24 protein-coding genes are annotated in these 25,936 nt (G+C 39.3%); 9 read left to right on the top strand and 15 right to left on the bottom strand.

Features of this window, described 5'->3' with window-relative positions:
- Positions 1-97: 97 nt before the first annotated feature.
- Positions 98-1,390: an alpha/beta hydrolase gene (locus tag WNY79_RS18995; RefSeq protein ID WP_342876622.1), complete on the top strand. Its 1,293-nt coding sequence runs from the start codon at positions 98-100 to the stop codon at positions 1,388-1,390.
- Positions 1,391-1,394: 4 nt separating this feature from the next.
- Here the strand turns inward: WNY79_RS18995 and WNY79_RS19000 are convergent, their stop codons facing one another.
- Positions 1,395-2,216: an AraC family transcriptional regulator gene (locus WNY79_RS19000; RefSeq protein WP_342876623.1), complete on the bottom strand. Its 822-nt coding sequence runs from the start codon at positions 2,214-2,216 to the stop codon at positions 1,395-1,397.
- Positions 2,217-2,341: 125 nt separating this feature from the next.
- On the opposite strand from WNY79_RS19000, the gene WNY79_RS19005 reads away from it, so the two are divergent.
- Both WNY79_RS19005 and WNY79_RS19010 read left to right on the top strand, forming a co-directional pair.
- The gene (locus WNY79_RS19005) at positions 2,342-2,812 is read left to right on the top strand and encodes a YHS domain-containing (seleno)protein (protein WP_024611663.1); all 471 of its coding nucleotides are present in this window, start codon (positions 2,342-2,344) and stop codon (positions 2,810-2,812) included.
- A gap of 102 nt (positions 2,813-2,914) precedes the next feature.
- A complete protein-coding gene (locus WNY79_RS19010) occupies positions 2,915-3,349 on the top strand; it encodes a nuclear transport factor 2 family protein (RefSeq protein ID WP_342876624.1) in 435 nt (144 codons plus the stop codon).
- A gap of 68 nt (positions 3,350-3,417) precedes the next feature.
- Here WNY79_RS19010 and WNY79_RS19015 read toward each other — a convergent pair whose 3' ends face one another.
- The 4 genes from WNY79_RS19015 to WNY79_RS19030 all read right to left on the bottom strand — a co-directional run bounded on the left by WNY79_RS19015 (position 3,418) and on the right by WNY79_RS19030 (position 6,079).
- A complete protein-coding gene (locus WNY79_RS19015) occupies positions 3,418-3,759 on the bottom strand; it encodes a YajD family HNH nuclease (protein WP_024599512.1) in 342 nt (113 codons plus the stop codon).
- A gap of 37 nt (positions 3,760-3,796) precedes the next feature.
- Entirely contained in the window at positions 3,797-4,732 is a 936-nt protein-coding gene (locus WNY79_RS19020; protein WP_342876625.1) for a hypothetical protein, read from the bottom strand.
- Positions 4,733-4,831: 99 nt separating this feature from the next.
- On the bottom strand, positions 4,832-5,431 hold the full coding sequence (locus WNY79_RS19025; RefSeq protein ID WP_342876626.1) for an ACP phosphodiesterase: 600 nt from the start codon (positions 5,429-5,431) through the stop codon (positions 4,832-4,834).
- Between the two features lie 153 nt (positions 5,432-5,584).
- Positions 5,585-6,079 (bottom strand): hypothetical protein, encoded by a 495-nt coding sequence (locus WNY79_RS19030; RefSeq protein WP_342876627.1) that lies wholly within the window; start codon positions 6,077-6,079, stop codon positions 5,585-5,587.
- A gap of 468 nt (positions 6,080-6,547) precedes the next feature.
- Here WNY79_RS19030 and WNY79_RS19035 point away from each other — a divergent pair, with 468 nt between their 5' ends.
- Positions 6,548-6,931: a hypothetical protein gene (locus WNY79_RS19035; protein ID WP_342876628.1), complete on the top strand. Its 384-nt coding sequence runs from the start codon at positions 6,548-6,550 to the stop codon at positions 6,929-6,931.
- A 193-nt stretch (positions 6,932-7,124) separates the two neighbouring features.
- Here WNY79_RS19035 and WNY79_RS19040 read toward each other — a convergent pair whose 3' ends face one another.
- The 3 genes from WNY79_RS19040 to WNY79_RS19050 all read right to left on the bottom strand — a co-directional run bounded on the left by WNY79_RS19040 (position 7,125) and on the right by WNY79_RS19050 (position 11,213).
- Entirely contained in the window at positions 7,125-9,413 is a 2,289-nt protein-coding gene (locus WNY79_RS19040; protein ID WP_342876629.1) for a hypothetical protein, read from the bottom strand.
- A 406-nt stretch (positions 9,414-9,819) separates the two neighbouring features.
- Entirely contained in the window at positions 9,820-10,539 is a 720-nt protein-coding gene (locus WNY79_RS19045) for a PP2C family serine/threonine-protein phosphatase (RefSeq protein WP_282115210.1), read from the bottom strand.
- Complete coding sequence (locus WNY79_RS19050) at positions 10,539-11,213, bottom strand: VWA domain-containing protein (protein ID WP_342876630.1); 675 nt, start codon at positions 11,211-11,213, stop codon at positions 10,539-10,541. The genes WNY79_RS19045 and WNY79_RS19050 overlap by 1 nt, the downstream gene beginning before the upstream one ends.
- A gap of 432 nt (positions 11,214-11,645) precedes the next feature.
- Between WNY79_RS19050 and WNY79_RS19055 the strand changes: the two genes are divergently transcribed.
- From WNY79_RS19055 to WNY79_RS19065, 3 genes are all read left to right on the top strand, one after another.
- Positions 11,646-11,891, top strand: coding sequence for a DUF4235 domain-containing protein (locus WNY79_RS19055; protein ID WP_002958040.1), 246 nt, complete (start codon positions 11,646-11,648; stop codon positions 11,889-11,891).
- Positions 11,892-12,284: 393 nt separating this feature from the next.
- Positions 12,285-12,593 carry a hypothetical protein gene (locus tag WNY79_RS19060; RefSeq protein ID WP_024596321.1) on the top strand — a complete coding sequence of 103 codons (309 nt, stop codon included), beginning with the start codon at positions 12,285-12,287 and terminating at the stop codon, positions 12,591-12,593.
- Positions 12,594-12,896: 303 nt separating this feature from the next.
- Complete coding sequence (locus tag WNY79_RS19065) at positions 12,897-14,045, top strand: hypothetical protein (protein WP_342876631.1); 1,149 nt, start codon at positions 12,897-12,899, stop codon at positions 14,043-14,045.
- Positions 14,046-14,812: 767 nt separating this feature from the next.
- On the opposite strand, the gene WNY79_RS19070 is transcribed toward WNY79_RS19065, so the two are convergent.
- From WNY79_RS19070 to WNY79_RS19100, 7 genes are all read right to left on the bottom strand, one after another.
- Entirely contained in the window at positions 14,813-15,787 is a 975-nt protein-coding gene (locus tag WNY79_RS19070; RefSeq protein WP_342876632.1) for a transposase, read from the bottom strand.
- Positions 15,788-16,298: 511 nt separating this feature from the next.
- The gene (locus tag WNY79_RS19075; RefSeq protein ID WP_096793685.1) at positions 16,299-16,583 is read right to left on the bottom strand and encodes an addiction module antidote protein; all 285 of its coding nucleotides are present in this window, start codon (positions 16,581-16,583) and stop codon (positions 16,299-16,301) included.
- Between the two features lie 5 nt (positions 16,584-16,588).
- Positions 16,589-16,885 (bottom strand): type II toxin-antitoxin system RelE/ParE family toxin, encoded by a 297-nt coding sequence (locus WNY79_RS19080; RefSeq protein ID WP_165743130.1) that lies wholly within the window; start codon positions 16,883-16,885, stop codon positions 16,589-16,591.
- Positions 16,886-17,202: 317 nt separating this feature from the next.
- The gene (gene gcvP, locus WNY79_RS19085) at positions 17,203-20,094 is read right to left on the bottom strand and encodes an aminomethyl-transferring glycine dehydrogenase (protein ID WP_342876633.1); all 2,892 of its coding nucleotides are present in this window, start codon (positions 20,092-20,094) and stop codon (positions 17,203-17,205) included.
- A gap of 161 nt (positions 20,095-20,255) precedes the next feature.
- Complete coding sequence (gene gcvH / locus WNY79_RS19090; protein ID WP_002958029.1) at positions 20,256-20,645, bottom strand: glycine cleavage system protein GcvH; 390 nt, start codon at positions 20,643-20,645, stop codon at positions 20,256-20,258.
- 73 nt (positions 20,646-20,718) lie between these two features.
- A complete protein-coding gene (gene gcvT / locus WNY79_RS19095) occupies positions 20,719-21,801 on the bottom strand; it encodes a glycine cleavage system aminomethyltransferase GcvT (protein ID WP_024599316.1) in 1,083 nt (360 codons plus the stop codon).
- Between the two features lie 117 nt (positions 21,802-21,918).
- Positions 21,919-22,518: a hypothetical protein gene (locus WNY79_RS19100; protein ID WP_024599315.1), complete on the bottom strand. Its 600-nt coding sequence runs from the start codon at positions 22,516-22,518 to the stop codon at positions 21,919-21,921.
- Between the two features lie 126 nt (positions 22,519-22,644).
- Between WNY79_RS19100 and WNY79_RS19105 the strand changes: the two genes are divergently transcribed.
- Both WNY79_RS19105 and WNY79_RS19110 read left to right on the top strand, forming a co-directional pair.
- On the top strand, positions 22,645-23,496 hold the full coding sequence (locus WNY79_RS19105) for a LysR family transcriptional regulator (RefSeq protein WP_024599314.1): 852 nt from the start codon (positions 22,645-22,647) through the stop codon (positions 23,494-23,496).
- A gap of 188 nt (positions 23,497-23,684) precedes the next feature.
- On the top strand, positions 23,685-25,841 hold the full coding sequence (locus WNY79_RS19110; protein WP_342876634.1) for a TonB-dependent receptor: 2,157 nt from the start codon (positions 23,685-23,687) through the stop codon (positions 25,839-25,841).
- Positions 25,842-25,936 lie beyond the last annotated feature (95 nt).

Consider the following 25,936-nt stretch of genomic DNA (forward strand, 5'->3'; position numbering starts at 1 on the left):
GTAATGTGTGAAAGGTAATAAATATGTTACTTTCTATATGCTAATTTTATACTTGACCTCTTTAGAATAATTTATAAACCGAAAATAAGGAATAAGCATGCTTTTTCACCCTCACGGTAAATCCTATATTTTCGCGCCTTTGCTCATTATTTTGCTATCTGCCTGTACTTCAAATCCAGCTTTAATGCCTACACCCAATTTATATGTAAGTACGCCTTATTCAGAAGCCCAAGTACCTAAAAACCTGCTTACTACAAGTATGGAGTTACTCTATGTTACAGACCGAGCAGTTTCTGAGAAAGAAGGCGTTATGTATAACGCAAGTCGCTCGCCATCAATTGCATACGGTGTGGCAAAAGTAAATTTTGGTGATAAATCCTTGCTGTGGGGGGAGTTATTAGAGCAAAGTAATCTTAAAAATCGCTCCGCAAATTTAACTTACGTAATGGAAAAAGCGGATGAATTAGGTCGCTTTCCTTTATCGCCTTATAAATTTAGACGGGTAAAAAATAAACTCCAAATTGATGAAGATATTTTAGAACGCAAAATTTTTCACGAAACCCAATTAAACAAAAACATTAATCAGCGTTTAAAAAGCAGTAATAATAAAGACGTTATTTTGTTCGTGCATGGTTTTAATAATACCTTTAACGAATCGGTGTTTACCCTTGCCGGTATTTGGCATTTTTTGAACCGACAAGGCGTACCTATTGTTTACTCTTGGCCAGCTGCCGCCACAGGATTAACCGGCTATTTTGAAGATAAAGAGTCTGGTCAATTTACTATTTTTCATTTAAAAGAAACCTTACGACTACTTTTTAAAAATCCTGAAATAGAAAATATTCATATTATTGCGCATAGCCGTGGCACAGATGTAGTAACCACAACTCTTAGAGAGCTTATAATTGAAAACAGAGCTAGTGGCGGAAATCCCCGAGAAGACCTGCGTATTGAAAACTTAATTTTAGCCGCCCCCGATCTCGATTTTGGTATTATTAAACAAAGACTCATGGCTGAGCAATTTGGACCTGCATTTGGACAAATCACCATTTACACCTCTCAAGAAGATAGCGCATTGGGTATTTCACAGTGGCTAACAAACAGCTTAAGCTTTGGTCGATTAAACACAAAAGATGTAAACATAAACGAGCAAGACATATTTACTTCTGTAGGTAACGTAAGCCTAATTAAAGTACCTAAATCTGGCAGCTTAATAGGTCATGATTACTTTCATAGTGATCCTGCGGTCAGTTCAGATCTTATTAATTTGATACTGCATAAGGCATCGCCTGGTTCTAGAAAGCGACCTTTGCAAAAACTCGAAAATAATTTTTGGTCACTCGATTCAAACTACCTAATTACAACGGATGCAGCTAACTTACAAAATTGAACGTTTACTGCTGGCTCAATAACCACTCTTTTGGCGCTTGCCCTGTTTTTTTTCTAAATACACGGGCAAGTGCAGAGCCATTTTCGTAACCAACCTGATTAGCCACTAAATCCATATTTTGATTTTTTAAAATAAGCTTTTTAGCGACCGATAAGCGCCAACCAGCTAAATAATCAGCCGGTGTTTGCTCAATTACACGCTTAAACGTGTCGGCAAATTTAGAGCGTGACATGCAGCATTCCTCAGCCATAGCGCTAAGCGACCAGCTTTGCTCTGGGGTTTGATGTATTTTTATTAATACCTTAGCCAATTGAGGATGAGCAAGCCCTGCCATCATCCCGCTTTTAATTGTGCCCTCTTTCAATACCTTACGCAGCACACTAATTAAAAATACATCGCATAAGCGATCTATAATTAAATCCTTACCACTGGCGTCTTTAAATGCCTCTTCAAAAATCCAAAGAGCGCTCTGCTCTAATAATCCATTACCCGTTAATTCGTAATTTAAGCAAAAAGGCAGCGCCTGCAATAAAGGGCTATGCCCTCCACTTTGATAGCTAATTTGTGCACACACTAAATCAGCACCATCGCTTTTATCCGAAAATAAACAGTGCCCTGTAGAATGAGGAAAAAATATAACCGAAGGCGTAGATAAAACCACTTCAAAGCCACTGTTACTGCGCACTTTTAGAGTACCTGAGCGCAATAAATGTAAATGCCCAACACCTTGATCGTCACTAAAGTCGCTCGTACCACACATGTTTCCACTAAAAAACACATTGGCGTTAAGTGAAAAGTGACTCAGTACACTCGAAAGTACGTCCATAAGCGCCTCTTTGGATTATTGGTATGAAAACACAGACTAATAGACGCATATTAACCAAGCAATAACGATAAAGTACAGCTGAGTTTAAACAAACATACTAATTAAATTACCCTTTGGAGATACACATGAAATTTTCGACACTCACTAAATCAGCTTTTTTTGCAGCATCTGTACTTGCCAGTTCACTAAGCTTTGCAGCAGACATAGACGCAAATGCCGACGTTAACGACATTGCAATTAGTGGTTACGATACCGTTGCTTACTTTACCCAAAACAAAGCAGTAACAGGCAGCTCTGAATATACTGCAACACATAAAAATGCCATTTATAAGTTCAGCTCAGCTAAGCACCGCGACTTATTTAGAGCGAATCCAGAAAAATACGCACCACAATTTGGTGGCTTTTGTGCGTTTGGTGTATCAATGGAGAAAAAGTTTGACGTAGATCCAGAAGCGTTCAAAATTGTTGAAAACAAACTTTATTTAAATCTTGATAAATCAGTTCAAAAACAATGGCTAAAAGACGTACCAGGCTTTATTAATTCAGCCGACTCAAACTGGTTTGACATAAAAGACAAAACAGCAAAAGAGCTTTAATAAACAAAGTTTCATTTAAATATAATATTGTGAGGCTGCTTTAGTTTACACCAGCAGCCTTAAATTTAGTGCGTTGTTCATTATTAGTAGTAAGAGAGTTTTATGTTGAAATCATTGTTAGTTATTATAAGTGTTACCTTTTTATCGTTTAGTACATTGGCTGATCAAGCCTCTGATAAAGTAGCGATAAAAGCCGCAGTAAACGACTACTTTCAAGGTCAAGGGGAGGCGAGTAAGGCGCGTTTATTTCGCGCATTTGCAGCAGAGCATGCAACAATGGTTGGCGTAGTAAAAAACGACGACGGTAAAGAAGTTATTAAGTCGTATAAAGATATGACCAGTGTACTTAACCAATGGGCATCAAATAAAAACCCAGCGGGTGGAAACCTCGATGGTGAAGTTATCAGTATGGACATAGTTGACGATCGTTTAGCTGTTGTTTTATTTCGCTCTACCAACCGTTTTTACGATGCACTAACATTAGCTAAACTAGATAATGAATGGAAAATAGTCGCTAAAGCTTATATTTTACAATAACTATTAAACCAATAATCGCTGTTATAAAATTTTAACCAGTTCATTTGACCATTAACGTGGCTCAACTATTACTTTGATTTATTTAACAGCGCTTTTAAATCGGCAAATGGGGAATGCGTTGCAGCCTCAACTTTTCGCTCTGTAGTCGACCCGCCATACATAATATGTTCGTGGTATTTATTGTGCTCATTATCGTGGCAATAAATACACAATAACTCCCAATTACTGCCATCTTCAGGGTTATTACTGTGGTTATGGTCAACATGATGCACTGTTAACTCTCGCAAATTAGAGTACTCAAACTCACGAGCACAACGCCCGCATACCCAAGGGTATAATCTTAAGGCTTTTATTCTATAACCTTCCTCTTGCTTCACATAAGCCTGAGGTACTGCGTTATTATTACTCATAGTATTCCTGGTAAATTCACTATTTCGGTGCTCAATACTAAAAAAACTTAATTACTGACAAATCACCAAAAGAAGTATCTATGTGCCGGCCTGTTTGCTCCCATGCACGAAGTACAACCATAAGTTTTTTATTGTCAGAAGTCCAAGACATTCCACCGCCGTATGCTTCAACTTTTTCACCGCCCGAATCTTTTAACCCCAGCCCAGGGTCTGTATTTCGAATATTTCCCTTACCTACTTTGTATTCAGCAAATACGTGAACATTATGCGGTAACGAAAATGATAAAAGCGAGCCAATACTCGCTCCATACGAATTAGAAATTAACTTAGTGATCTGTGGTGCAGACGAATTTAAAAAATCAGCCTGGAATACAATATTATCTTTATTCTCAAGGGATACATGCTTGAAAGACCACGCGCCAACAACACTTAACGACAAATCAAATTTGTTACTTAGCTTTGGCCTATTAAGAAAAAAATGCTCAAACAAAGACTCTTTATTATTAAAGGTATAAAAGTTGTGTTGGCCAGATAGCTCAAACTTGGTTGAACGTGTATTTTGCGAGAAAATTTGATCCGTTTGATTGCCGCTTAAATTGCTAGCCGTGCTTTGCAGTCCTTCAAGCGTTTGATAATTAAAAGTGATTTTAGAATTTTTAAACTTTCTATATGAAAGCAGTATATCTTGTGTTTTTGTTTCAACATCATCTTCAAAAGTATCGGCAGAGTAGCCAATTTCAATGTCGTTAATATCAAAAAACACACCCACACGTTGGTTGTTTATGGGCTCTAACGAAAACAGTGTTTTTTGACTACTCCCAGCCAAGTCATCGTATATTAATGCGTGGCTAGTGTTAGGGTTTGAAATAGTTGTTCGTACAGACTTTAAGTCAAAGTCGAAAGCCAATACAGCACCAGATTGAAATGCCGCTAAAACGGCAAAGCTCACAATAGCCAAGTAATTGCGAATCATTAAAAACACTCAAAAATTAATTTGTATTAGAATAGCGTTTTTTTCACCTTAAATTATCACAAAAGGTTAACAATTGATAAAAACTTTAAATAATGCGCTTTATGCCATTTTTGGGGTGCTTTCAAGGTCAAACTCACTTACATGCTTAATTAGCTCTGGAAAGAACGCTAAAAACACGGCTTCTAATTCATCGTAATTCCGTGCTATATCATCAGCCGCGCCCGCAAAAGTGTTAGTAAAGCGAATACGCTTGGCAATATTATCAAGTGCTAGCCCTATTCCATCTATGGTTTCGTATTCTTTAAACCAATCGTTTTTAGTCATACTTGTTACAACATGCTGCATACGCGTTGGCATAACAGGTATGCGATTATTTAAAAGCTGATAGCTGGTGTACTTAAAGTCACTTAAAGATTGCTCGCTAAAGCGCTGCCAATGCACAATTAAAAAATGATCAAACACCACATCAATAGCTACACCAGCAAAACGTTTACGCTCGGGTGAAAAGTACTGTTTAGCGTGTTTTACTACTGGGTGAGAGTCGGTAAATTTATCGACTAAATAGTGGTTATCGAGCCCGTTTATAACCGTATTTGGTAAGTGTTCTACATGCCTTTTACCACCAAAGTCGCCCAACAAGTTCCCAAAGTGAGAATCGGCTGTAGGCTGTGCTAAATAAAGGTGAGCTAAATAATTCAAAGTGTTCTCGGGCTTAGTATTAATACAGTTAAAATAATAACTTAATTGTAAGCGCTACTTAAAGTTAGATTTTATGCCTAATCAAAAAATAGCATAAAAAAGGTGAAACTAAGTTTCACCTTTCATATTAATTTTGAAACTAATTAGCTAGCATTACGCTGTAGAAACGTTACTTGCGCCTGCATTGTTAAGTATTTCTTCAATAGCGTTTTTGTTGTCACTATCGTACTTAATACCAATTAATATAGAGCCTTTTTCAATGGCATCTTCGTAATACTTAATTTCGTGCTCGGGGATAAACGCACCAACTGCGGCACCTAAAGTACCACCTACTGCAGCGCCTGCGCCACCAGCGGCAAATGCAGCGACTAATGGACCGGCAACTAATAAGCCTGTACCACCTGTTGCTACAGTCCCTACGGCAGTGAAACCACCAATAATTGCAGCAAGAATACCACCCGAAGCCGCGCCAATAAGGCCGCCTTCAGAAGCTTTAGTACCTTCGTCTACAGCAAAATCTTCCTTTGCGTATGAGTCGTTGGCTACAATACTAATATCAGCTTCATTAATACCTAAAGCTTCTAATCTATAAATTGCGAGTGTTGCTTGTGATGCACTTTCGAATAACCCAGTAATAACGGTACTCATAATAACTCCTTTATTTATTTAAGAAAATACACTTACTACCAAGCAAAACTCAAACCAATTAAATTGTCATTTAAAATCAACAAGATAAAACAAAATCCAGTACTAACACTCTTATTATTAGAGTAAAAATTGCTAAATTTTGTAAAAAACTCCTATCTACATAAACAAAATCCCTTGCGAAATAAAGAGAGGTTTTTATCACTCTCTTGTTTATGGTTATTACCGTGCTTACCAATAAAATTAAAAACACCAACAGAGCATTATTTTTCATGCGATTTGAAGGTTAAAACAAAGACGTTTATCCTCTTCAAATCCCCTACCCAGTTACAATTGTGTTTTATTAATTCAGTAAAGAGTCAGTCTAATTTTGTTATCACTGTGGTTCATTTTTCGGTGCGCATGAATCGTAAAATACTGTGCTAAATCTTCTTTTTATATTGCCCTGCTATCAGCAGATATAGGCCACCCATGGATTACGAAAACAACTTTTTATGTCAATCACAGCAAGCTGCACTGCAACAAGCGCTAATTAATACCAAGCTTTTAAGTCGCCTTTCAATAAATAGTGAAGATGTACCTTCGCTTGAGCAACAAGCTTATGGGGCTATTGCAGTTATGCTTTATCGCTTTAATTTGCAAAAAGTAAAATGGTCATCATTTTTAAAAACAGCAATAAACACAGCTAGCAACGCCTGCCAATGGTTATCCATCGAGCTTGCAAGATGCCAGCAAGAATACAAAGCCCAACCTAATGACGCTGTAATAATTGATCAAAATGCTCTTTTGAATGGTATTTTTAGCGAAGAACTCGCCTACATTGGCGCCTTACTAGGAAATGAAGCACACGCTTAATATAGCAAGTAACAAAGCCCACCAACCAATAACGCCCAAGTATACTTTTAAAGAAAAAGGTTATGGCTAAAAATAAATATATAAGAGAGGTTCAAATATAAAGTCAGCAATCTTGCTCGTATTATAAAAAATCAATTTCAGTATTACAATCATTACAGCCCTTGTGGTATGCATTTTAAAGTTGAAGCATGAATTATTCCTTCATTGCTTCAACATTCAAAAGTTCGAGTTGATATCGTTGCTTTTCAAATCTTGTTTTACTGCTTTTTGATAAAACGTCAAAAAATACAAACCAGCCTAAAGCAACCTGACTACCATCGTGCGATAAGCTAGCGCTCAAATAACTAAGATAGGCTGTATTAGATGGAGAATTTGATTGGTTGATTGGATCATAAGTTTTGTCTAGTTCAGCTGCTAACAAAAACTCATTTTCTAAAAAGTTTAGTTTAAAAATAGAAGCCTTCGCTTTTATGTAATCTCGCCTTTTGCTTGCTGTGATCCCTGAAAGTAAAACATCGCCTGATTTGCTCAACATAAATTGTCGGTTAAACCTCAGGTCGCCCATTACCTTAGAGTCAGAACTGAAATTCGCCACAAGTACAGACCTACTAATATTTGCTGCTACTTTAGTTACCACTTTATCTGGACTTAGTTCATTTTGTTTTAACGTGACTATTTGGTCATTTGGCAAGCGGACAGCCTGCCAGCCTTGCGCTGTTTTTTTCCATAATTTAATAACCGGATGAGCAATGGTTACCTCTACAGGCGTATTAAGTATATGGAACCTTGTGTTATTTTGCTCAGGTTGAATGTATTCACCTATCGCTAATACATCGCCTTTAAGATTAGTTGCAATATCAACCCCTGACATTTTATTAGAGTCAGGCAACGTAGCAAAATTAGTAGTGACTTGATAAGTGTTGTTAACTAACAAAAGCTCTGTCACAAAACCCTGATAATTTTTTCCATATTGCTCACTTTTAGCCAAAGCGACAAATAGCCTTTGTCCATTATTAACACTCAGCAAGCGGGTTACATTCCACTCATCCCACTCCTTAGGAAGCCTTTGTTTTATTATCGGTTTACTTGGGTTGGCAATATCGTAAACAACTAATTCAAAATTGCTGAGCATGACAATTTTTTTACCATTTTCAGTGATGTTAAAACGCCAAGGTCGATAACTATCTGCCGAAACACCTGTATTCTCATCGGGGAAACTTTTTTCTGCTTTAAAATCATTAAATTTAAAACTAACTTTTTTTTGCATACCTATTTGCGTTACGTGCGTGCAAATATTGGGATCGTATTTACAGTTATAAACATAACCTTGCTCACTATTACTGTCATACTGCCAATCATCTAAGTGGTAAACTCTATCGCTTCGATATTCAAGTTGCCCAACTTTTTTACCTGCCATTTCAAAATCAATTTTACTTAAACTAACTTGAGGTGAATCACTAGGGAATATTCTACCAAAGGGAGAGTGTTTAATGAGCGGAAAAGCGTCAGACGATTTAAAACCAGTTAACTGATAAAAAGGGATTTCAACTAATTCTCTCGACTTATTTAGCAAAACCATATCATGTTTATAATAAGTCACATTACCTAATAATGAGTTGGCCGTTTTTGCTTTGTGAACGGTTTTATGTTCAAACTTAACCCCTTTGTTTTCTACTGGTTTAGTTTGTATATGAGAAGGCGTTGCTTGCGGCTGGCTATAAGTTGATACAGAGCTAAAACAGCCACGTAAATTAGCCGCAATAATCACAATCAATACAATCGTAATAAGTACGATATATTTCCCTACACCACTATTAGTTTGATTACTAGATGACTGACTTGAATTATTTATAGGGGCACTGCGCTTTACTGCAGACTTAATATTCGGTTTTATATTTTTTTTAACTTGCGCTTTTTTTTGATTAAGCTGGCAATGTGGACAAGCTTTTTGCCAATAGGCATGATCTGAATTTTGTTTACATACTTTGAGCTTTAAACTTTGTTCTTGTAGTAACTTTTGCCATATATTAGCTTTAGTTCGAACTCTACTCGTTAAACTTTGAGTAAATGCTTTTGACAAAACGTCAGGGAAATCAGCGTGCATACTCCACGGAGAAGGCTTTATTTTTGCATGAACTTTTATTGCATATGGATAAAGGCCCTCAGTAATTTTAGTTTGGTTGTCGCTTGGTAAAGAATATCCATCTTTAGATACGCCTTGGAATGGGTGTAAACCGTTATTTAACAGCTGAAAAAGTATTGTAGTCAACGCGAATAAATCTTGACCGACTCCTAATTTTTCAGGTGGTATTTTACCGCCAAAAGCTTCGGGGGCAATATAACCAGACGTATATTGATGCCCCTTAAATCTCTTTTTATCACCTTTAATCGAAAAGCCGTCGCAATCTAAAACCATTACATCACCAGTGTGCTTATCAAAAGATAAGTTTGCTGGTTTTAAATCAATAATATAATGACCCAAACGGTGAAGCTCTGCGACCTTGCTCGCTAAACTAATCGCAACGGTAACCCTAAACTTATAACTGTCGGTTATTTTTAATGACTCACGCAAGCGTTTAGAAAGTAACATTTCAATAGTGTAGCAACGACTTAAATCAAGTAGAGGCATTGCATAACCAATAAAGTTATTTTTTTTATCACTTATAACGGCAACAGGCCAACAAATTCCCTCTGCTGTCGGCGCATTCGACAACATCTGCCACAATTTATCTTGCCGTTGCATATCTTTGTTTGGATCATGATAAATTTTTAAAGCTAACTTGTTGTCAATAGTAGCGTAAATAGTGCCATCAGCACCGCTATTAATCGGCTTTTTTTTGTACTGTACTTGCGCTGTTTTTCCATCAAGATAAATTAGGTTTACGCTATTACTCATTCAATAACCAAACTAAGGTTTTATCATCGTTTGTAATACTATTGGTACGAGGATCATTTAAAGTGTTTTTTAGTGCGTGGCGTCCTGTTGCGTCATCTACACTAGCTAAGTAATTGTGTATCGGTAACAAAAAGTTAGTTGTGGGTCTATAAGGATTTGTTAATGCAGCAAAACTAGCCGCGCCATCAGACATTAAAAACCAGAGTTTATAACGTTCTGGAGCACACATAATACGTAAGTGAGATTGCCAATCAGGTAAAGTAAAAAAATAAGTGGTTTCGGCAAATTCGCCATTTTCAGGTTCGCTGACAATAAAATCAGACCAATCTTCAGGGTTAATACCAATAACAATCCCATCACCAATATGAAACACTAAACTTCCCTCATGAGAAGTTGCCACGCCACATAAGGTGGCATGATAATCCGATATTTCACCTTGCAGGGCAACGCACTTTCGAGCTTCACTAATTGCAGTTTTTAAGCTTACTATTGCGCTTTCGCCAATCGTTTTTTCTTGAGCTAATGCTTCACATACTTTATCAATTAATTGCTTTGAGCCTAGATGTGAATATTGCGCAGAGCCTGCTCCATCAGATACACAAGCGACAAGTCCCATTGCCGTTTTTTTTACTTGCCAAGCGTCTTGGCAAGGTATCTTGCCATCAATATGCGATGAACCAGTAACTGAGCAGCCAAGAAATCGCCCAGCCATTAAATCTCAACCTCAGCCCACTCATCGGCTGAAGGAAGGCGCACTTTTTGACCAGGAACACTTGCTGATACTGTTGCCATAGAACGACTAAGCCAAACAAAAAGTTCTGTAAAATTTAATCCTTTCAATTTTTTTGCTGATTTATTAGAAAACTGCCCCAGCGCTGCAAAATCTGCGCCTTCAGTACCGACTGGAAAAATAACAACTTTTTTATCTTCTTCAGCTTTACGGCACGCATCAGCTGATTGTTCCCAATCCAAATCTGTCGGACAGCCATCAGATAATACGATGATCCAAGGTCGAGTACTTGAAATACCATTCTCGTCATATACTAACTTTTGTTGTTGTACCTCATTAAGTGCCGTCGTCATTCCTGCACCTAATGGGGTTAAGCCTCCGGCTTCAATTGTTGGTGCTTTAAAATCTACAGCATCTACCCATGGCTGTATTACCTCTACATCATCATGACCTCCAACAGCTAATACAAGAACCTGCACTTTTAATGCGGCAGACAAATCACTTTTTAATTGTTCTTCAAAAACTTTAAGACCAAGGTTGAGCTGCTTTAGAGGCTCACCAGCCATTGAGCCAGAAGCATCTAGCACCAACACACATGGAGTTCTTTGATTAGCGTTATCGATAAATTCAACGCCTGGAATTGCATCATTATGCATAACTAATTAAGTCCTTTTAAATGGGAGGTTTTTAATCAATAATTTAGAGTTCACTAAATTTTTATTGACTCAAATATATTATAAAAATTAATTATATTAAAGGTTTAAAGAAAACTAAAAACAACAGGTTATTTATTCTTTAATATTAAAACTAAAATAAAGATTACGTCGATACTTGCAAATACAGCTGCAAATAGACTTTCCATCAATACCTACTTAGTAAGAGCACCTTACCCTTGCTTAGTTCATTATTTGGCTTTTTAGGCTTAGTTAAATCTAGTTTTAGCGTGAGAATATTAAAGTGTAGGTTTTAAAATAACCCAATTTAAAAGCTTTACGATCCTATCGGTATGTAAATTGCTGGTACTACTGTTCTTACTTAAAGAGTTACATATTGATAACTCACGCTACAACTAAATAATCGAGGGTAATATGAGTAATAAACAGCTAATTACGACGATAGGTATAGGTCTGGCCGCAGCATCAGCAGGTATGTTAACAAGGAAAACTTTACAAAAATCGTGGGAAAAGGTTACCAATGAACCAGCCCCAAAAGATAGACCAAGCGAAGAAACAGATCTAAAAGAGGCCGTTACATGGGCAGTAGTCTCAGGTATTGGTGCGGGGGTTGCACGAATGGCCGTACGTTATGTACTAGACAAGCGCCGATCCAAATAAACCGACTCAATTAATACCTCTTATAAGTATTAAGCGCGTAATGCGTTGAGGCTCTAAAAGCGGCTTGCGACAACCACTCCCTAGTTGTTGCAAGCAACTTGGCAAAACCTTGAATAAGGCTTTTAATCATTGAGTTAAAACACGCGTTAAAATTAATACCCAAATTAGGGTTCTATGATGAAACTTTAAATGTCGGATGGTACGGCTGCGCCGCTTATCCGACCTACGTAGGTTGGAAAAGCCGAAGGCGCCTTCCGACATGCACTCCTAAATTTTAAGCTGATACACTCTATTAAACATTAACTCCCTTTCAAAGTTGTTGCCTGCCTACAAGCTTGCGTATAATGGCCGCATTCCGGCTGCATTTTTTAGCCGCTAACTTGGATTTTATTAATGAAAAAACTCTCTGCAGTGCAAATAAAGCAGCAAGCACTTGTGCTTAATACAGCTGAAAAATTAGAAGAACAAGGCCGCGCTGAGCTCCCAGGTATGCTGCAATGCTGGTTTGATGTGGAATATCACTTATTTCCAAGTTCACTACTGCTGTGCTTTCAGTTTGAAAACGAGCAAGCCTTAGCTGCCGCAGAGCCTGACTTATTAAAGTGGCAAAAACGCTTAAGCGGCGCAATGCTTAAAAAGGGCGTGATTTTAAAAGATATGCGTAAACATTTAGTGTTTACCTTAAAAGGACCTGACGATTAATAGAGGGTTTTAAAGGGATATAAGGCCTTTCGCTCGTGTAGCCGAAGCGCATAAAACCATAATGAAAAGCCGCTGCATTACTGCAGCGGCTTTTTACTTTTGATTAAAACTTAAAGTAAAACCCACAAAGATCAATTTTGACTCAAGGATTTTTATTAGCCGATGATGCCAATTGGCCATTAAAAAATACGAATGCACTGCAAAAGCAAATATCAGTCGATTCAACGTTAATTGGTTGCGCTTAGTTAGCAATCGTAGGATAGTAAATTACACATAAAACAATCGCTTTATCTTAGGAGTATCATGATCAAAGTATTACTAGCGACCAGCTTAATTGCCTCTTCATTCGCTGTTTTAAGTAACCCTTTAACTGTTGAAGAACAGCGTATCAACAAAGCCCAAACAGCTATGCCAAGTGTTTTAAATGCATTTACCCCACAAGTATCAAGTTTTGAGCAACAATTTAAAGAGTTAAACGACTTTAAAAGTGCAAAAATATTAGTGCAAAGCTTTAGCTTTGAACTGTGGGAAAACGCCAAGCAACGCATAGTAAAAACCAATAATTACGACGACCGAGAGCTTTACTGGGCACGCCTGCTTTCAAGCAAAGTAATACGCACAGCATCGCCTAAATTTTCAATTACGCAGGCTCAACTAAATACTTTACTAACCCTACTTGAGGAAGGCAGCAGAGGCCGTACCGACCTTGCTTTTTCATCAGGCAGTACTAAAAAAATATTACTTACAGGCTTTGACCCATTTTTACTCGATAGAAATATAAACCAAAGTAACCCCTCAGGTGTTGCGGCGTTATTACTCGACGGCCAAGTTATTAATTACAACGGCGTGAGTGCAGAAATTAACACCGTTATGGTGCCTGTACGCTACGAAGACTTTGATCAAGGTATAATAGAATCACTACTTGCCCCCTACTACGCACTTAATAATGTAGACATGGTAGTAACCGTAAGCATGGGCAGAACAGAATTTGATTTAGAGCACTTTCCGGGTAAACGCCGCAGTGTAACTGCCCCAGATAATGCCAATATTGTGTATGGCGGAACGCAAACAAGCCCAGTAATACCAAAGCTTAATGGCCGACCACTCCCTGGCAACGAGTTTGTAAAATTTAGCTTGCCTGTAAGTTACATGCAACAAGCTAAAGGCCCTTATAAGGTTATCGACAATCACGAAGTCACCACGCTTGAAAAAACCTATAAAGCGCCTTCGTACGGCGAGCTCAAAAATAGTATTGCGGTTAATGGTGGCGGCGGTGGTTACCTGTCTAACGAAATATCGTACCGAAGTATTCGCCTGCGCGATGCGCTTAATTCAAGTATACCTACAGGGCATATTCACACCCCTCGTATACAACAATTCGAACCAGAAACAGAAGCTAAAATAGTAAAACAAATAAAGGCAATGCTAGAGCAAAGCTTAATTGCGCTATAGTTTATAACTACCAATTTAAGGGCGTAAAAAAGGGCAATAACATTGCCCTTTATTTTAACCAGCTGTAAAGAAGTAGTAATAGGGTTTCTTCTGCTCTAAGCTTTGTTAGTTTAGATATAAGAACTTTTGTAGGATCAGCTCCCATAATAGGCGAATTTTACTAGAGGTTTATAAAGTTGAATGAAAGCAAGCGGAAAAGCAGTATTCAATCTCAAACAATGAATTAATAGCCGAGCTCGCCGGCCAAGTTGAAACAACAACACTGAAATTTGTGATATTTCCGGCCTTAATTACCGTGTTAACAAGTGGAGTCCGTACAATGACCTTAGTTTGTGAAGAGAAAAATTTAAATGAGCTATATCTTATAAGTATTAGCGAGCCAAAATGATAGGGCTTATTATATTAGGCTTAGTTACATTAATTTATTATGGGAAAATTAAATTCACTAAGCCTACAAACATCGCCTCTGAAAACGGAATAAGTAAACTATTTATCTTATATACAATCCACTGCGGTACAGCGCTAGGGCTAGGTATAGCTTTGCCTGTAGTTGCTCTTTTTACAGTGCCAGATCTTTTGCTGCTACTTATTCTATCACTGGCTATTCTAGCTGAGTTTATCGTTTCATATTTCTATATTTCATCCAAGGAAGTTGAGTGAGTTTAGGGTCAAAGGGCTTGTGGTCTGTGAAGGTTTGCAAGGCTAGGCTTGGAGTCGGTAGGCTCGGGGTCAGGTAAAGGCTAGGCTTGGGGTCGCTAGGCTTGGGGTCATATCTTGACTTCATATATCAAACTATCTCGAAGTTTTTCGAACTGTAAGTTGACCTTATCATCTTTAATTATTAACTTATTTAGCCTACATACCGTTTGAGAAATGGCTGAATAATGTTGAACATTAAAAACAACGGCTAACACTTTCAAATTTTGCCCTGTTAAATCTTGGCACAACTTTATGGCAAACATACGAGGTAAGTTTTTCTCTTTACGCCCTTTTTTAACCGTTACAATATCATGTGCATCTATATAAAAATATTTAGCTAAGTACGCAATAACATCATCAGTTGAACGCCTCTGAAAAACAACGCTTTTTTCGTTGTCTGATTTTGCAATATACTCCTTAATATTCTGAATAAATTCATCGCCGCCCAACACCGAAAATAACTTTTTAGCACCATAAAAAGCACTTATTTCTTTATTGTTTTCATATTCAACAAACTGTTTATACGCAGCATATTTACGACTTTTTCCTTGAAGCGAAAATATAAAGTCTCGAACTAGCCATTTCGGTGTCACCGCTTTTTTGATGAAGGCTGAGTAGCTAGACCATTTATAGTCAATGAGTTCATCTACTAACGGTGTACTTGTTTCTATTGGGTTACGATGTATGTAACGACTAACGTGTAGTAAGTAATTATCAGCATCCACCAGCACAGCCTTATAGCGACCTCTAAACAGTGCACCGTCTGTATTGTGTGTTCTATTAAAATATTGCGTATAGAGACCATTAATATGTTTCATGGCCCTGCCTAAATTTGCATCAGGAGTTTTTATAAGTAGGTGATAATGATTGGTCATTAAGCAATACGAATGCACTTCAATATTAAAACGAAGGCTTGCTTGCTCAATGCAGTATAAAAAATGCTTAAAATCGTCATCACTCAAAAAGGGATTTTCACGCCCTCTTCCGCGATTCATTACATGATAAAACGCATTTTCATACTCTATTCGCAGCGGTCTAGACATAATAATAAACTCAATGAGCAATAAACTATAAATCTAGACCACTGATGTATGAAGTCAAGATTTGACCCCTTTGGTTTCTCCTTTGGTTTCTCCTGATGTATGAAGTCAAGATTTGACCCCTTTGGTTTCTCTTGAAGTCAAGATTTGACCCCTTTGGTTTCTCCTGATGTATGAAGTCAAGATTTGACCCCTTTGGTTTCTCTACTTTGGTTTCTACTGATGTATGAAGTCAAGATTTGACCCCTTTGGTTTCAGAGAGGGACCAGCGGCAGCCCCTCTTTGGCTGTCGTCGCCAGCGCGACAAAACCTTGAATAAGGTTTCTAATTTCAGAAGTACCAAACGCATTCACATTATCGGTGATGGTAACCTCAAACACCTATTCAAATACTTATTCAGGTTGCCGCCCGCGCGTCAGCAAGCTAAACGCCTACAATAAATAACACATACTCTTGGCTTTTAAGCGAGTAAGTATATTTGTGATTCGTTGGGTTTCGTTTCACTCAATCCAGCTTATGCAACTTGTGTTGTAAGGCGAAAGTTAAGTGCTTTCATCACTTTAAAAATAGTTTCCCAACGTGGCTTGGTTTTACCGTTAACGGCTTTATATAAGCTTTCACGGTTTAACCCCGTTGCTTTAGCAATATCACTCACGCCATGTTTTTTTACTAATAAGCCAAGTGCTTCAATAAAGGTATTTGGATCATCATCAGCTAAACACTCTTCTAAAAATGTATTAATTTCTTGCTGTGTTTCCATATAGTCAAACGGGTTAAAATCTGATGTTTGTAGCGTCATAGTAATTACTCCAATTCACTTAAAAGAGCTTTTGCTTTGGTAATGTCTTTACCTTGTGTGCCTTTGTGTCCACCATTGAGTAGTAAAATAACTTCACCGCCTCTAATTATGTAATAAACACGATAGCCTTTCCCTACGAAAATTCGCATTTCAGATATGCCACCACCAACAGATTCACTATCGCCAAAGTTTCCATTTATGGCACGTGTAATACGTTTAGCTATTGCCATAAAAGCTTGACGATCTTTGAGCTTTTTAAGCCATTTATCGAACTCGTCGGTTTTCTTAATACGATATTTCATTAAACAATTGTAGCCCAAAGGCTACATGCGTGCAATTTTATTTAAGGGATACCGAATTTTGATTTAACAATCAACGCGTCAGCAAGCTAAACGCCTACAATAAATAACACATACTCTTGGCTTTTGAGCGAGTAAGTATATTTGTGATTTGTTGGGTTTCGTTTCACTATTCCCAACCTACGCGCATATTATTTATGACGAATTACTATGCACAAAAAAGCCGTTGCATTGCTGCAACGGCTTTTATAATTTTGACAAATTCCCAAACTATAATGGAACTCACTACCCATTAAAGGTCAAAAAATTAGCCTCGGTTCTTAGTCACGATAAGTCTCAACCGCTGGGCATGAACATACTAAGTTACGGTCGCCGTATACGTCGTCTATACGTGTAACGGTTGGCCAGAACTTGTTTTTAGACACTGCAGGCACTGGGAATGCAGCGTAAAAACGGTCGTATGCGCGGTCCCATTCGTTACCTAACACATCAGCTTGTGTATGCGGTGCAAACACTAGCGGGTTGTTTTCGATTGACCATTCGCCAGAGATTACTTTTTCAATTTCGCCTTTAATCGACACCATTGCTTCGATAAAGCGGTCAATTTCGCCTTTTGACTCAGACTCAGTTGGCTCAATCATTAATGTGCCAGCTACTGGGAACGACATAGTGGGTGAATGGAAGCCGTAATCTTGCAAGCGCTTAGCTACGTCCATTTCAGTAATGCCTGATTGCTCTTTAAGCGGGCGCAGGTCAACAATACATTCGTGAGCAACACGGTTGTTACGACCACGGTATAAAATTGGGAAGTGCTTGCTTAGCTCATGCGTTAAGTAGTTAGCATTAACAATTGCCATTTCAGTGGCTTGTTTTAAGCCCTCGCTCCCCATCATGGTGATGTAAGCCCATGAAATAGGTAAAATAGCGGCTGAGCCATAAGGCGCTGCCGATACCGCACCGTTACCGATGTTAGTACCTGGTACGTTAATTACGCTGTGGTTTGGCATAAACGGCGCAAGGTGCGATTTAACACCAATTGGGCCAACACCTGGACCACCGCCACCATGTGGAATACAAAACGTTTTGTGCAAGTTTAAGTGCGATACGTCTGAGCCAATAAAGCCTGGGCTTGTTACGCCAACTTGCGCGTTCATGTTTGCGCCGTCCATGTAAACTTGGCCGCCGTGCTCATGAATAATGTCACAAATCTCGCGAATTGTTTCTTCGTATACGCCGTGCGTAGACGGGTATGTGATCATGATACACGACAGGTTTTCAGACACTTCCTCAGCTTTCGCTTTAAGGTCGGCCATGTCTACGTTACCGTTTTTGTCGCAGTTAACTACCACAATTTTCATGCTCGCCATTTGCGCTGATGCAGGGTTAGTACCGTGCGCAGAGCTTGGGATTAAACATACATTACGGTGTGCATCCCCTCGTGACTCGTGGTATTTACGAATCGCGATTAAGCCTGCGTATTCACCTTGCGCGCCAGAGTTTGGCTGAAGTGATACTGCATCGTAACCGGTAATGTTTACTAGCCAGTCGTGTAGCTCGCCAATCATTATTTGGTAACCCTCTGCCTGATCTAGCGGGCAGAATGGGTGAAGGTTTGCAAACTCAGGCCACGTAATTGGGATCATCTCTGCGGTCGCGTTTAGTTTCATGGTACATGAGCCTAACGAGATCATTGAGTGATTAAGCGATAAGTCTTTGCTTTCTAGTCGCTTAATGTAGCGAAGCATATCTGTTTCACTGTGGTAGCTGTTAAAGTTTGGATGCGTTAGTATTTCGTCATCACGTACTAAACTTGCAGGAATTGACTCGCTGCCATTTGCTTCAACGTCGGCTGCAATAGCGTCAACACTTAGGCCATGGCTTTCGCCTAAAATAATATCGAATAACTCAGCTACATCGGCACGTGTTGTTGTCTCTGATACCGAAATTGAGTACTCGCCTTCGTGGTTTGTTGCAAAGTTTACGCCTTTTGCAATTGCACGTGCTATTACGTCGTCTTTACTGTCATCTGCAATTGTTAGCGTATCAAACCACGTGCTGTGCTTAAGTGCGATGCCTTTAGCTTTTAGGCCAGTTGCTAAAATATCAGCAAAGCGATGTATACGCTGCGCGATAGTTTTTAAGCCTTGTGGGCCGTGGTACACCGCGTAAAACGCTGCCATGTTGGCAAGTAATACCTGCGCTGTACAAATGTTTGAATTGGCTTTGTCGCGGCGAATGTGTTGTTCGCGCGTTTGCATTGCCATACGTAGTGCGTCGTTACCTAAACGGTCTTTAGATACACCAATAATACGACCTGGTAATGAACGTTTGTATGCATCACGTGTTGCAAAAAATGCAGCATGAGGACCGCCGTAACCCATAGGTACGCCAAAACGCTGAGCCGAACCAAGTACTACGTCTGCGCCTAGTTTACCCGGTGCTTTTAATAGTAATAAACTCATTATGTCGGCAGCAACACAGGCAATGGCCTTTTTGCTTTGTACGCCAGCAATTAGGTCCGTTATGTCTACCACTTCGCCTGATGTGGTTGGGTATTGGAACAATGCGCCAAAAATGTCGTGGTTTACGGCATCTTCTGCTTTACCTACAATTATTTCAAAACCAAACTGCTCGGCACGCGTTGTTACTACGTCGATTGTTTGTGTGTGTACGTCGTCTGCGATAAAAAAGGCATTGGCTTTTTTAGCTTTTGATACGCGTTTTGCAAGGCCCATAGCCTCTGCAGCGGCTGTTGATTCGTCAAGTAATGACGCGCTTGCTAAATCAAGACCGGTTAAATCTAGGGTCATAGTTTGGAAGTTTAATAATGATTCTAAACGCCCTTGTGCAATCTCTGGCTGATACGGTGTGTACGCTGTATACCAACCTGGATTTTCTAGTACGTTACGTAAAATTACGTGCGGTACGTTAGTTGGGTGGTAGCCTTGGCCAATGTACGATTTGAAAACTTTATTTTTGCTTGCTACTGATTTTAGGTAGCTTAGTGTTTCAACTTCAGTACGGCTTTGTCCAACTGTTAATGGCTGCTCTAAGCGAATGCTAGCCGGTACAGTTTGGTCAATGAGCTCTTGCACACTCGATACTTCTAAAGCACTTAGCATATCGCTTACTTGTGCTGGGCTTGGCCCAATATGGCGGCGAATAAAATCTTGCTTTTGCTCTAGTTCTTCAAGAGATTTGGCGTTTGACATGAATCCAGATTCCTATGATCCTAAATGCTAATGGGTAACTAGCATTAATTAAAATATTTGACGATTTAACAGCTCACTCAGTATGGGGTTGTGCGCTGTAAAATCATAAAAGCCCCATTTTTATACATTAAACGGGGCTTTTAGTTATCTTCAAAAAATTATTATTCTTCGTCGATAGTGTGCGAGTAACCTTCAGCGTCTAATAAGTTGTCTAGCTCAGACTCGTCAGATGCTTTAATACGGAATAACCAACCGTCGCCGTAAGCGTCGTTGTTTACTGTTTCAGGTGAATCTTCAAGCTCTTCGTTAATAGCAACAATTTCGCCACTGATAGGTGCGTAAATGTCTGATGCTGCTTTAACCGACTCTGCTACTGCACAGTCTTCGCCAGCGTCTACTTCGTCGCCAACTTCTGGTAATTCAACAAATACCATGTCGCCAAGAAGTTCTTGTGCATGCTCAGAAATACCAACAGTAAATGTACCGTCACCTTCGTTGCGAACCCACTCGTGTGAAGGTGCGTATTTTAACTCGCTAGGAATGTTGCTCATTTTATTTGTCCTTTGGTTTATATTGGGAGGATACCAATCGCAATAATTATTGTGATTGGTATAACCAAATTATTTAAATTATTGATTTACCGTTACGTACAAAGCTAGGCTTTACTACTTTAACGTTTACTAATTTTTTACGCATTTCTACTTGAGCTGTATCCCCTGTTGAACGTGGTACACGTGCAAGGGCTACACTAAAACCAAGTGTTGGTGAGAAAGTACCTGAGGTAATAACACCCTCCCCACCGTCAACAATTACTTTAGAACCGCTACGCAACACGCCTTTTTCTTCAAACACTAAGCCAACTAGTTTGTCAGTGCTTTTTTCTGCGCGTTGCTTAACAAGTACGTCACGACCAATAAAGTCGCGATCTTCTGGTTCCCATGCAATGGTCCATGCCATGTTAGCTGCAAGTGGTGATACGCTTTCGTCCATATCTAGGCCGTAAAGGTTCATACCTGCTTCTAAACGTAGCGTGTCGCGTGCACCTAAACCAGCAGGCTTAACCCCTGCGTCTAGCAGTTGTTGCCATAAATCGGCTGCTTGGTCGTTCGGTACTACTATTTCGTAACCGTCTTCGCCAGTATAACCCGTTGTGGCAATAAATAAATCACCTACTTGAACACCAAAAAACGGCTTCATACCTTCAACAGCTGCTTGTTGCTCAGCATTTAAAAGCGTGGCTGTTTTTGCTTTAGCGTTAGGGCCTTGTACTGCAATCATTGCAAACTCTGGGCGCTCTGTAACGGTTACGTCAAAGTCGCTCGATACGTTAGCTAAATGCGCTAGATCTTTTTCGCGTGTTGCTGAGTTAACAACTAGGCGGTAAAACGTTTCGCTAAAGAAATAAATAATTAAGTCGTCTATTACACCGCCTTGCTCGTTAAGCATGCCTGTGTAAAGCGCTTTGCCTGGTACGGTTAATTTTGCAACGTCGTTAGCTACTAGCTTACGTAAAAATGCTTGTGCTTGAGGCCCTTCAATATCAACAATGGTCATGTGTGATACGTCAAACATGCCTGCGTCGGTACGCACGCTATTGTGTTCTTCTATTTGTGAGCCGTAGTTGATTGGCATTTCCCAGCCATGAAAATCAACCATTTTAGCGCCCGCTTCTAGGTGCTTAGCATGTAGTACAGTTTTAGAAGTCATAACATTCCTTCACGTTTAAATTAACCCTGTTTAGGGCGTGGCTTAAATAGACTTTAATTGCTTAATCGCAATTAAAAACAGGCAAACATTGTTATGTTCACCTGTTGTTTGTATTCGTTATGCGGCTTCACTATGCATAAGTGCAAAACCTTGCGCTTGCATGTAGCTTTGCCATTTTTGTAATTCTTGTTGTTTAGCGACTAATACAAAGTGTTGTTCGTCGTTTTTATCAATGGCGGTAATAAATACATCACCACTTTGCGCACCGTAGCATAGTTGCGCATTTGATAAGCGCAAACCTGGTGTTAATTTAAAAGCATTAACTAGGGTATCAAAGGCGTTGTCGCCACTTAAAATAAAACTTGCTAGGTCGGTGCGTACTACATAATCAATATCAAAACGTAGTTGTTGCTCGTTTATAAGTGCTTGTAGTTGAAGGCTTGCGTTGTGTGGCAGTACGAATCTAAAAGCGGTTTCGCTAAAGTAATAAACAGCAAAGCTGTAGTCAGAATTATAGTCGCCATCTAGTGTGCCTTTTAAGCCTAAACCGCTGGCGGTAAGCATTGTTAAATCAAGGCCTAAAATGGTACTTAAAAATACACTGGTTTCGGTGCCGCTAAAATCCATTACAACGTGATTGTTGTTAGTTTGCAAAGCGTTAGTAACCGCACTACTTGCGTTGCTGTGGCGGGCAAACATTATTGGGTTAAAAGTCATAACAAATACCTGTGTATTTTCGATTATAAAAGTATATTGCCCACGCCTACCAACAACAAATTGTAATTTTTTATCAATTGATAAATAATACTTATATGTATTGCTATATAAATTGTAATTTTAAATATGAAAAACATATCAACCGATGCTTTACGTACTTTTGTAATGGTAGTTGAAATAGGTGGTTTTGCTAAAGCAGGCGATTTACTTGGCCTGTCGCAACCAGCTGTTAGTTTGCAAATAAAGCGCCTAGAAGACGTGCTTGGCTATAAACTATTTAAAAAACAAGGACAGCGCCAAGTATTAAACCAGTACGGCGAGCTATTATTGCCTATGGCAAAACAAATGATGCAACACAACGATGCTATTTTGCAGCAGTTCACCTCAGAAAATATCGCGGGTAAAGTGCGCTTGGGTATTCCGAGCGAATTTGCAGCGCGCATTTTACCTTCTATCATTGGCGACTTTGTGGCGCTCTACCCTGAGGTATCGTTAGAGGTTAAATCGCGTTTAAGTAAACATTTACTTTCGGCCTCAAGGCAAGATCAGTTCGATTTAGTACTTGCGCTCAATGAGCGACTTAACTCTGATAAGTTTCCTATTTTTATGCAAGACGAACTGGTGTGGGTGGGCGACCTGTCACTTGCGCAAAACGACGTGGTTACGCTAGTTACTGCCCCAGAGGGGTGTATTTATCGTCGCCGTGCAATTGATGCATTAAAAAATGCGGGCATAAAATACCGTATTGTCTATAGCAACGCAGATTTAACCGGCCTTATTGCTGCATTAAAAGAAGGCTTAGGCATTACCGTACTTGCTAAAAGCACAGTACCGAGTGAGCTTAACTATCAAGTTCAAACCAAACATTTACCGGCTCTTGGCAATATTGGTATTAGTTTAATTAAAAGTTCGGGTGAATCTGATCATGCCGTAGATAAGCTCGCGGAGTTTATAGCGCTACGTTTAGGTTATAGCTAATCAAAACTTTATAATTAGTTTATGAGTTGTGAAGTAATACAAAAGAAACAATTTAGTTAACTAAGTTGCATAAGTAGGTGTTTTTAGTTCTATTAAACTGAATAATTAAATAGTTAATAACATTGATTCGTATTCGTTAACGTGTTCAAATTACGCCAATTAAGATAATTGACATGATTAGGAACAGAATGAACCCTAAGTTTTTAGTATCTACTTTGGCAACTGCGGTTGCTTTGTCTTTTAGTGCTACTGCAATAGCAAAAGACACCAGCGATAAAGAACAACGCTTTGAACAAATTACTGTTATTGGCTCAGAACAAGCAATTAACGACATTCCTGGTTCGGCTACGTTTATTTCTGATGAAGAACTTCAAAAATTCAAATTTACTGATATTTCTCGCGTTTTAGCGTCTGTTCCGGGCGTTTACGTACAAGAAGAAGACGGCTACGGCCTTCGCCCTAATATTGGTATGCGCGGCACAGGTACTGGCCGTAACGATAAAATATCAGTAATGGAAGACGGTGTATTAGTTGCACCAGCACCATACTCTGCACCTTCTGCTTACTACTTCCCTACTATGGGTCGTATGGAGTCTATTGAAGTATTAAAAGGCGCGGCATCAGTTAAGTATGGCCCGCGTACTACGGGTGGTGTTTTAAACTTACTTTCGCGCAGCTTACCTACTGAGCCAAATAGCTCAAAAGGTATGGTAGATGCAGCCCTTGGTGGTGATGGTTACTACAAAGGTCACGCTTACTTCGGTAAAGAAAAAAACAACACAGCAGGCTTAATTGAAGTATTTACTTACGGCGCAGATGGTTTTAAAGAGCTGCCAGTAGGCAATGACAACACCGGCTTTGAAAAAACAGATTTACTATTAAAGTTTGGCCATACGTTTGGTCAAAACGATGCGCATAATTTAGAGCTAAAAATTAAGTACTCTGACGAAACATCAGACGAAACATATATGGGCTTAACAGACGAAGACTACCAAAAAAGTCCTTACCGTCGTTATGCTGCATCGCAAAACGATGAAATGAATACTCGCCACAACGCATACCAACTTAACTACGCGTACCGTTTTGGTGATGGTTATGAACTTTTAGCTACGGCTTACTTAAACGATTTTCATCGTAACTGGTATAAAGCCAGCAGCGTAGGTTTAAGTACTCTTGAGCAGTACAGCGATTTTGAAGCAAACCCAACAAGCGAAGGCATTGAAGGTATTGGTGTTAAAGCTAATAACCGCGATTACCAAGCTAAAGGTATTCAGTCTGAATTACATATTCCTGCAGGCGATCATTATGTGACTGTTGGCGTACGTTACCACGAAGACGAAATGGATCGTTTTCAGTGGCAAGATACCTACACTCTTAATCAAGACTTGAGCTTAACGCTTACAGAGCAAGGCGTTCCCGGCTCAGACAGCAACCGTGTAGATAGCGCAGAAGCAAGCACCTTGTTTATTCAAGACGAGTGGACAATTGATGCATTAGTAGTAAGTGCAGGTCTTCGCTATGAAGACATTACCATTACGCGTGAAGAGTGGTCTAAATCAGATCCAACACGCAGTAACGGTTTAACTAAAGATGTGTCGAACGACACTGAAATTTTAGTTCCGTCGTTAGGTGCTACTTACACGCTTAACGAAAACGTAACGCTACTTGCGGGCATTCAAAAAGGTTATGCACCAGCAGCACCAGGTAATGCAGACCAAGAAGAAGAAGAAAGTGTAAACATTGAGTTTGGCTCTCGCTTTAATATGGATGGCTTTAGCGGTGAAGTAATTGCCTTTTACTCAGACTACGACAACATGCACGGTAACTGTACTGCAGCGGTTGGTTGTAGCGACGACAACATTGGCGACCAATACAACTACGGTGAAGTAGAAGTAGCAGGCTTTGAATTTAGTGCAGCACGTACGTTTGCAACTGATACAGCTATGTTCCCAGTTAAATTAACGTATACCTACACAGACTCTGAGTTTAAAAACGATTTTGATTCAGAAATTTGGGGCGCGGTAGAAAAAGGCGATGCAATGCCTTACGTACCAGAAAACCAAGTAGCGTTATCATTAGGCGCTGAGTTTTCTACGTTTGTAGTTAACAGCCAAATACGTTACGTATCTGATGCGCATGCTAACTTAACTGAGTCGGGCTTAAACGCAATTGATAGCCGCGTAGTATGGGATTTAGCTGCTAAATACTTAATCGATGAAAATCAAAAAGTATACCTAAGCGTTGATAACTTGTTTGATAAAACATACGTTGCTAACCGTTCAAACGGTGGCATTCAGCCAGGTAAGCCACGTACAGTACAGATGGGCTACACTTATAGCTTTTAAGCTTAAAGCTGGTTAAACGGTTCTCTAGCTGCGTTAATAATTTTTTATGTAAAAGCACTACACATCTAAATTATTGCCTTGTTATTAAACCGTTT

Source organism: Pseudoalteromonas sp. AS84 (genome assembly GCF_038900255.1).
GTDB lineage: Bacteria > Pseudomonadota > Gammaproteobacteria > Enterobacterales > Alteromonadaceae > Pseudoalteromonas.

Bases quoted from the DNA above. Each gene is read 5' to 3' on its own strand.
- WNY79_RS19055 (WP_002958040.1), top strand. From the start codon at position 11,646: ATGAGTAATAAACAGCTAATTACGACGATAGGTATAGGTCTGGCCGCA.
- WNY79_RS19100 (WP_024599315.1), bottom strand. From the start codon at position 22,518: ATGACTTTTAACCCAATAATGTTTGCCCGCCACAGCAACGCAAGTAGT.
- WNY79_RS19060 (WP_024596321.1), top strand. From the start codon at position 12,285: ATGAAAAAACTCTCTGCAGTGCAAATAAAGCAGCAAGCACTTGTGCTT.
- WNY79_RS19080 (WP_165743130.1), bottom strand. From the start codon at position 16,885: ATGAAATATCGTATTAAGAAAACCGACGAGTTCGATAAATGGCTTAAA.
- gcvH (WP_002958029.1), bottom strand. From the start codon at position 20,645: ATGAGCAACATTCCTAGCGAGTTAAAATACGCACCTTCACACGAGTGG.
- gcvP (WP_342876633.1), bottom strand. From the start codon at position 20,094: ATGTCAAACGCCAAATCTCTTGAAGAACTAGAGCAAAAGCAAGATTTT.
- WNY79_RS19105 (WP_024599314.1), top strand. From the start codon at position 22,645: ATGAAAAACATATCAACCGATGCTTTACGTACTTTTGTAATGGTAGTT.
- WNY79_RS19000 (WP_342876623.1), bottom strand. From the start codon at position 2,216: ATGGACGTACTTTCGAGTGTACTGAGTCACTTTTCACTTAACGCCAAT.
- WNY79_RS19015 (WP_024599512.1), bottom strand. From the start codon at position 3,759: ATGAGTAATAATAACGCAGTACCTCAGGCTTATGTGAAGCAAGAGGAA.
- WNY79_RS19005 (WP_024611663.1), top strand. From the start codon at position 2,342: ATGAAATTTTCGACACTCACTAAATCAGCTTTTTTTGCAGCATCTGTA.
- WNY79_RS19035 (WP_342876628.1), top strand. From the start codon at position 6,548: ATGGATTACGAAAACAACTTTTTATGTCAATCACAGCAAGCTGCACTG.
- WNY79_RS19010 (WP_342876624.1), top strand. From the start codon at position 2,915: ATGTTGAAATCATTGTTAGTTATTATAAGTGTTACCTTTTTATCGTTT.
- WNY79_RS18995 (WP_342876622.1), top strand. From the start codon at position 98: ATGCTTTTTCACCCTCACGGTAAATCCTATATTTTCGCGCCTTTGCTC.
- WNY79_RS19070 (WP_342876632.1), bottom strand. From the start codon at position 15,787: ATGTCTAGACCGCTGCGAATAGAGTATGAAAATGCGTTTTATCATGTA.
- gcvT (WP_024599316.1), bottom strand. From the start codon at position 21,801: ATGACTTCTAAAACTGTACTACATGCTAAGCACCTAGAAGCGGGCGCT.
- WNY79_RS19050 (WP_342876630.1), bottom strand. From the start codon at position 11,213: ATGCATAATGATGCAATTCCAGGCGTTGAATTTATCGATAACGCTAAT.
- WNY79_RS19065 (WP_342876631.1), top strand. From the start codon at position 12,897: ATGATCAAAGTATTACTAGCGACCAGCTTAATTGCCTCTTCATTCGCT.
- WNY79_RS19075 (WP_096793685.1), bottom strand. From the start codon at position 16,583: ATGACGCTACAAACATCAGATTTTAACCCGTTTGACTATATGGAAACA.
- WNY79_RS19110 (WP_342876634.1), top strand. From the start codon at position 23,685: ATGAACCCTAAGTTTTTAGTATCTACTTTGGCAACTGCGGTTGCTTTG.
- WNY79_RS19020 (WP_342876625.1), bottom strand. From the start codon at position 4,732: ATGATTCGCAATTACTTGGCTATTGTGAGCTTTGCCGTTTTAGCGGCA.
- WNY79_RS19030 (WP_342876627.1), bottom strand. From the start codon at position 6,079: ATGAGTACCGTTATTACTGGGTTATTCGAAAGTGCATCACAAGCAACA.
- WNY79_RS19045 (WP_282115210.1), bottom strand. From the start codon at position 10,539: ATGGCTGGGCGATTTCTTGGCTGCTCAGTTACTGGTTCATCGCATATT.